Raw genomic sequence first — 6020 nt, forward strand, 5'->3', positions numbered from 1 at the left:
ACATCCTTCAATTGCGCGGATTGCGCTGCGAGCGCAAGGCGAGTCAAAGCCGGCAAAGACTTCGACCCTGTTTTTTTCATTATCAACGCTCGATGATTCTCGACGGTACGCTGACTAATGCCAAGGTCCGCTGCAATAACTTTACTGGGGCGACCCGCGAGTACGAGATCCATGACCTGGTGTTGTCTCGGCGTCAGCTCCAAGATCTGGTTCGCTGCGGCCTCGCGCCATGCGAACAGCTTATGCGAACTCAACAACTGTTCGAAGGCGCGAGCCACACATTCGAGCAACTCAATTGGGCCGATCGGCTTTTCAATGAAGTCTGAAGCGCCCGCCTTCATCGCCTGCACCGCCACTCGCACGTCGCTGTTACCCGTAATCATGATCGCGGGTAAGTGGTCATCCCGATTGTGCAAGTGCTTAAGCAAATCGAGTCCTTTCATACCTGGCAGATAGGCATCGATTAAAAGGCAAGCCTCTCTGCCCGGTTGATAGGCTTCTAGAAAAGCCTCGCAAGACCCGTAGTCTTCAACGGTCCGACCGTCGTCTTCGAGGACGCAACGAATTTCTTCGCGTAAATATCGGTCGTCGTCAACGACGTACACAACAGACGAAATCTCTCTCACCGATTCAATTCCCGACGCCAAATTCTGCGGTAAAGTGGCAAGGCGAGAATCAGCTATAAGACCTTCGATCGCCTTGACGAGATCACCAACCTTCACCGGCTTGTTCAGGGGGAGACATTTGCCCTGGCCAATATCGCGAAGCGTCTCCAGCGATATGTCACCGGTCAAGATGATCGCTGGAACCTCCCAACGGGCGATCTTGCGAATGCTGGCAACAACCTGGAGCCCATTCATGCCGCCGGGCAGGTTGTAGTCGGCCAGGATGAGGTTGGGTTGAATGACGTGCTGTAACACGAACTCCAAACCCTCGACACCGTCGGATGCAGTCCCTGCGTCATAACCCTCTGCCCGGAGTATCGATCCGATCAGGCCTCGTACCTCAGGGTCGTCCTCAATCACGAGTATCGAGCCGTTGTGCGCATTTGGCTCGGGCCGTGAAGCTTCGTCTATGCGCTCATCTTCGCGCTTCGGAGGACCACTCGTTTCGAGCGATCCAAGCATGACTTCGATCGAGAAAACAGAGCCCTTGCCAGGCTGCGAGCGCACCGAGATTCGATCGCCGAGAAGATCAGCCAGCCGGTTCGCTATTGACAAGCCGAGACCCAGGCCTCGGCTGCGTTCGCGCGCCGAATTATCGAGTTGATGATACTCGTCGAATATTGCTTCTAGTTCATCGTTCGGAATGCCAATTCCCGTGTCCCAGATTTCAATGCGCAGCATATCGCCACGCCGACGACAACCTAACAGCACTTTCCCACGCCTGGTGTACTTGAGTGCATTGGACAGCAGGTTACGAAGGACCTGAATGAGCAGGTGCGGATCGCTTCGCACCAGAAGCCTGCATGGGGCCACCCGGAACTTGATCTCGGATGGAAGCGCATGATCGTGAAACTCGTCTTTTAGTTGGCTAAGAAGATCGCCAATCGGGAAACTGATCAGTTCCGCGTGGACGGTGCCGGCTTCAATCTGATTAATGTCCAGCAGCGCATCTAACATGCCAGACATCGAACTCAATATGTGGTCGAGACGTTCGACCATTTCCCGGGCAGATTCATTCTCTACTTTCTTTGCGAGTGATCCTTGAAGCAAAACAAGCGCCTGAAGCGGTTGCCGCAGATCATGGCTCGCCGCAGCCAGAAAACGCGACTTCGCGGCATTCGCCCGATCGGCAATCTGTTTTGCTTCCCTCAGCGAATTTCTGACTAACTTGCGTTCGGTAGTGTCCGTAAACGTAATGACTACGCCCCCCACTCGGTTGTCCTCCGTTCGATACGGCAAGATTCGACGAACAAACCAGATACCGGTTTGCGCCTGTATCTCTCGCTCGGAGGGGACAGACGTGCGTAGTACCGTGCGTGTGTCGGCAAGAAGATCGTCATCCGTAGCCAGCGAACTGAGATCCTTTAATGGTCGACCTATGTCCCCAGGAAGGACGTTAAACAGTGATCGGGTCGCCGGTGTGAAAAACCGGATATTCAGTTGCGTATCGAGAAACAGCGTCGCCACTTCAGTGCTGTACAAGACATTCTGGAGATCGTTAGACGTCGTGCGCTGCCGTTCCAGCGTCTCTTGTAGCTGGCTGTTGAGGGCCGTCAGCTCCTCGTTCAGCGCTTGCAATTCCTCTTTTGATGTCAGCAACTCTTCGTTGGTCGATTGGTATTCTTCGTTAACCGACAACGCCTCCTCGTTGACCACCTTATGGTCCTCGCTGATTATCTCGAGGCTTCGAATCGCGCTCGCGAGCTCCGCTTTCGTCGCCTCAAGCTCGCTCTCAGGATCTGCAACCCGAGGCACGTCCTCGGGCGTGATGGCAATGGACTTCCTTTTCTGATGACCATGATGTGGGTCGTCAACAAAGGAAACCAGGAACATTTCCTCTCCATCGTTCGAGACAGGCTGGACGTCCAGCTTAAAACCCACCACGTTGCCGTTTTGCACCGTCGTGCCTCCCGCCACCACGACACGCCCATTTCCCTGTCTCGCACGCTGGATGGCGAGCCTGAGCCTGCTGCGCACATCCTGCGAGGCCATTGCCAGGATGTCCTGAGTGGGAGGACCTGACGCGACATGCAGATACCGGTCGGTGGGTCCGACGGAATAGATGCACTCATGATCCCTGCTGATCAGGACGGTGGCAGGCGCATGCGACTGTATGACCAACCGCCTGCACAGCTCTGCCATGGCGGACTGGCGGGAGACGGCGTGTCCTTGCTCTTGCCGGGAGGCAATACGGACTGCGTTAGTCGAGTTCATCGAAAAGCCGACGTCGTGCGACCTGCCGTGACCGGTATGCCGATAAATGCGCTCTGACTTTGAAAGAATCTCGAAGCGGCCGTCAGGCTTTCCGACAGTCTCAGCACTTCCGAGCAGAAGAATGCCGGCGTCGCGTAATGCGAAGTGGAAAAGGGACACGACCTTTGTCTGTGCTTCGGGATTCAGATAAATGAGCAGATTGCGGCACAAGACCATGTCAAGCCGGGAAAATGGAGGGTCCACAAGCACATCATGGGCAGTGAACACCACCATCGACCGCAGATCGGGCAATACCCTATAGTTGCTCCCTTCCCTGACGAAGAAAGTGGCCAGTCGAATGGGTGAGACATCGGCCTCAATGGTCACCGGATACAGCCCTTCGCGAGCCTTCGCAAGCGTAACCAGATCGGCATCCGAGGCAAAGACCCGCAGTTTGATGCTTCGCCTCGAGGCCTCGATCTCCTCGAGAAAAAGCATGGCAAGCGAATAGGTTTCCTCTCCGGTGCTGCACCCTGCGATCCAGATGCGGATGTCCTGACCTGGCGCATGGTTGCGGACAAGCTCGGGCACAACGGTGCTCGCCAGCAAATCAAAAACCTTCGGATCGCGAAAAAATTGCGTGACGTTAATCAGGATGTCTTTGGCGAGAAGTTCCAGTTCGGCAGGGTCGTTAGCGAGAACCTCAATGTAGCCCGCCATGTCGCGCGTCTCGACTGCCGCCATCGCCCGGCGGCGCTCGATTCGACGCTCCAGCGTGCCGCGCTTGTAAAGCGTGAAATCGTGATCGGTTCTCGTGCGTAACAACTCGATAATCGTGGCCAACCAGGCCGGCTCGGCGCCCAGGCCTGAATCTCCGTCATTCAGACCCCGGTTTGGAATTCGGCGCCAGTATTCCAAAAGCGCTGCCGGAATTTTTGCTAGCGGCAGCACCCAGTCCACTGCGCCAGTGGCAATCGCGCTCAGTGGCATTCCGTCAGATCCCGCTTCGTGCGGATCCTGGGCAATGATAATTCCGCCTTGCTCCTTGATCGCCTTCAAACCGAGACTGCCATCCGCGCCGGTTCCCGACAGGACCACACACGCAGCCCGTGGGCCGTACTCTTTCGCGAGTGAATGCAGCAGGAAGTCAAAGGGCAGCCGAGCGCCGTGACGCGCTTGTGGAAGGGAACTGCGTAACACTCCGTCGGCAACGGATAAATAGGTACCCGGGGCAATAATGTAAAGGTGCTCCCGCTCAATCAACATACCGTCTGCCGCTTGCACGACGGTCATCCGTGTATGACCGGCAAGCAAACTTACCAGCGAGCTTTCATGAGCCGGATCGAGGTGCTGAACGAAGATCCATGCTGCGGCTGTTGTCGGCGGCAACCCTTCGACCAGTCTACGGCATGCGTCGAGCCCACCTGCCGAAGCGCCGACGCCAACAAAAAAAAGATCACTCTCTCTAGCAGGAGGTCCAATTTCAGGCATTAGTTTTCGCCTCGACCTCGGTCGCGAGAGGCTAGCCTGACGGATGACACTTGCAGGCATTTTTGAGTTTCCGGAGAGTTACTTCGAAGCGGGAATCGATCTTTATCCTACATCACTTATCGGCCGAATCACATTGGTAAGTGGTATTCATCCTCCACCTAAGGAAATTGGGTGGTTCGTCATCTTGCATAAGCCCATACGAAAACAATGGACTCGTTACGTATCTATTACGCATTCCTGTCTTAATTATTTCCGAGTCGTTTTCTTTTCTTCTCTACGACTGTCAGCATATTCTGTTCCCGAGTGCGCTCTATCCCGTATTGCGATGGTAAGAGTTGGCTCAAGAAATTCAGCAGTTGGCTTAAGAGAGGGGACGACGGCTCTCGGAATGGCGCGCGGCACCGGTAGCGCGATCAAGAGACCTTGGCTAATCTGCCGGCTGACTCGCAGGCCCTTGGCGTGATTTCCAATGTTCCTAAATCCGCTAGCTAAAATTCAGACGGTTATGCATCTGCGCAGCCGCTCACAGGATCGCACAGTCTGAAAGCCACAATCCCGTGTATCTAATGAGTAGTTTCCGACCCTGTCAGCCTGTGATGTTGAGGCTTAAGCTTGCTTCAGCACGGCTGTTTAGGCCCGGTTCTGAAACCGTTCGCTACCGGACGGACGATAGGCTCCAGACCGAAATGAAGGACAACAAATTCGATCAGGGCGGCGGCACGAGCTGTTTATCTGCCTCATCGCTTACCGCTCCTTTCTAGCGTGCCAATTTCAATTCGCGAAGGTCTCAGACATGGCAGTCCCCTACCATCAGTTATTTCATTTTCTTCTGTACAGTCCGGTCTTCGTGGAGGCTCCTCATAGCAATGAGGCCCGCCTGATGCAGGGGTTGCTTGACGCACTGTCCGGCTACGACTATCGCACCGATATCTGCCCCACCCTCGGCGGCACGAAAGTTGCCGCTGAGAGCGACATGGCAATTGGCTGTTTCCTGCTCGCAATTGACGGCCCTAACGAGCCCGAGGTTCAGGATTTGGTCAAAACCATTCGCCAAGGCCGCGGCCTGGACACACCAATTTACCTTGTCAGTGAATTGAATGGCATCGAAGCGCTATCCCTTGAACCGCTTGGTGAGGTCTCTGGCTACATCTATCTCGATAACGAAACGCCCGGCTTTACGGCGAAGCAGGTGATCTTTGCTCTTGAGCACTATGCCGCCAGCCTCAAGCCGCCGTTCTTCGGCGCCCTCATGGACTATGACTACGAGGGCAACCAGATGTGGACCTGCCCGGGACATCAGGGCGGCACGTTCTACCGCCGCAGTCCCGCGGGTCGGTTGTTTGTCGAGCATATGGGCGATGCAATTTTTCGCAACGACATCGACAATTCGGTGCCCGAACTCGGCGATCTGCTAACCCATGTGGGGCCAGCACTGGCAGCAGAGAAGGAAGCGGCTAAGGTGTTCGGCGCGGAGCGCACCTATTTCATCCTGAACGGAACGTCCACGTCAAACAAGGTGGTTACAGCGGCACTGCTCAAGCGCGGCGACCTCGTCCTTTTCGACCGCAACAACCACAAGTCCAACCACCACGGAGCCCTTCTGCTAGCAGGGGCGATCCCGATCTACGTCGAGACAGACCGAAATCCCCAGGGCCTGATTGGGCCGATCGA

2 protein-coding genes are annotated in these 6020 nt (G+C 55.5%); one reads left to right on the top strand and one right to left on the bottom strand.

What is annotated here, in order from left to right; all coding sequences use genetic code 11:
- Positions 1–4349, bottom strand: a 4349-nt coding sequence (locus BSU04_RS22680) for a chemotaxis protein CheB (RefSeq protein ID WP_218827330.1), incomplete at its 3' end; no start/stop codon positions are given.
- 793 nt (positions 4350–5142) lie between these two features.
- On the opposite strand from BSU04_RS22680, the gene BSU04_RS22685 reads away from it, so the two are divergent.
- A partial coding sequence (locus BSU04_RS22685; protein WP_306427213.1) for an Orn/Lys/Arg decarboxylase N-terminal domain-containing protein occupies positions 5143–6020 on the top strand: 878 nt, incomplete at its 3' end.

The sequence above is a fragment of the Caballeronia sordidicola genome, from assembly GCF_002220365.1.
Taxonomy (GTDB): Bacteria; Pseudomonadota; Gammaproteobacteria; order Burkholderiales; family Burkholderiaceae; genus Caballeronia; species Caballeronia sordidicola_C.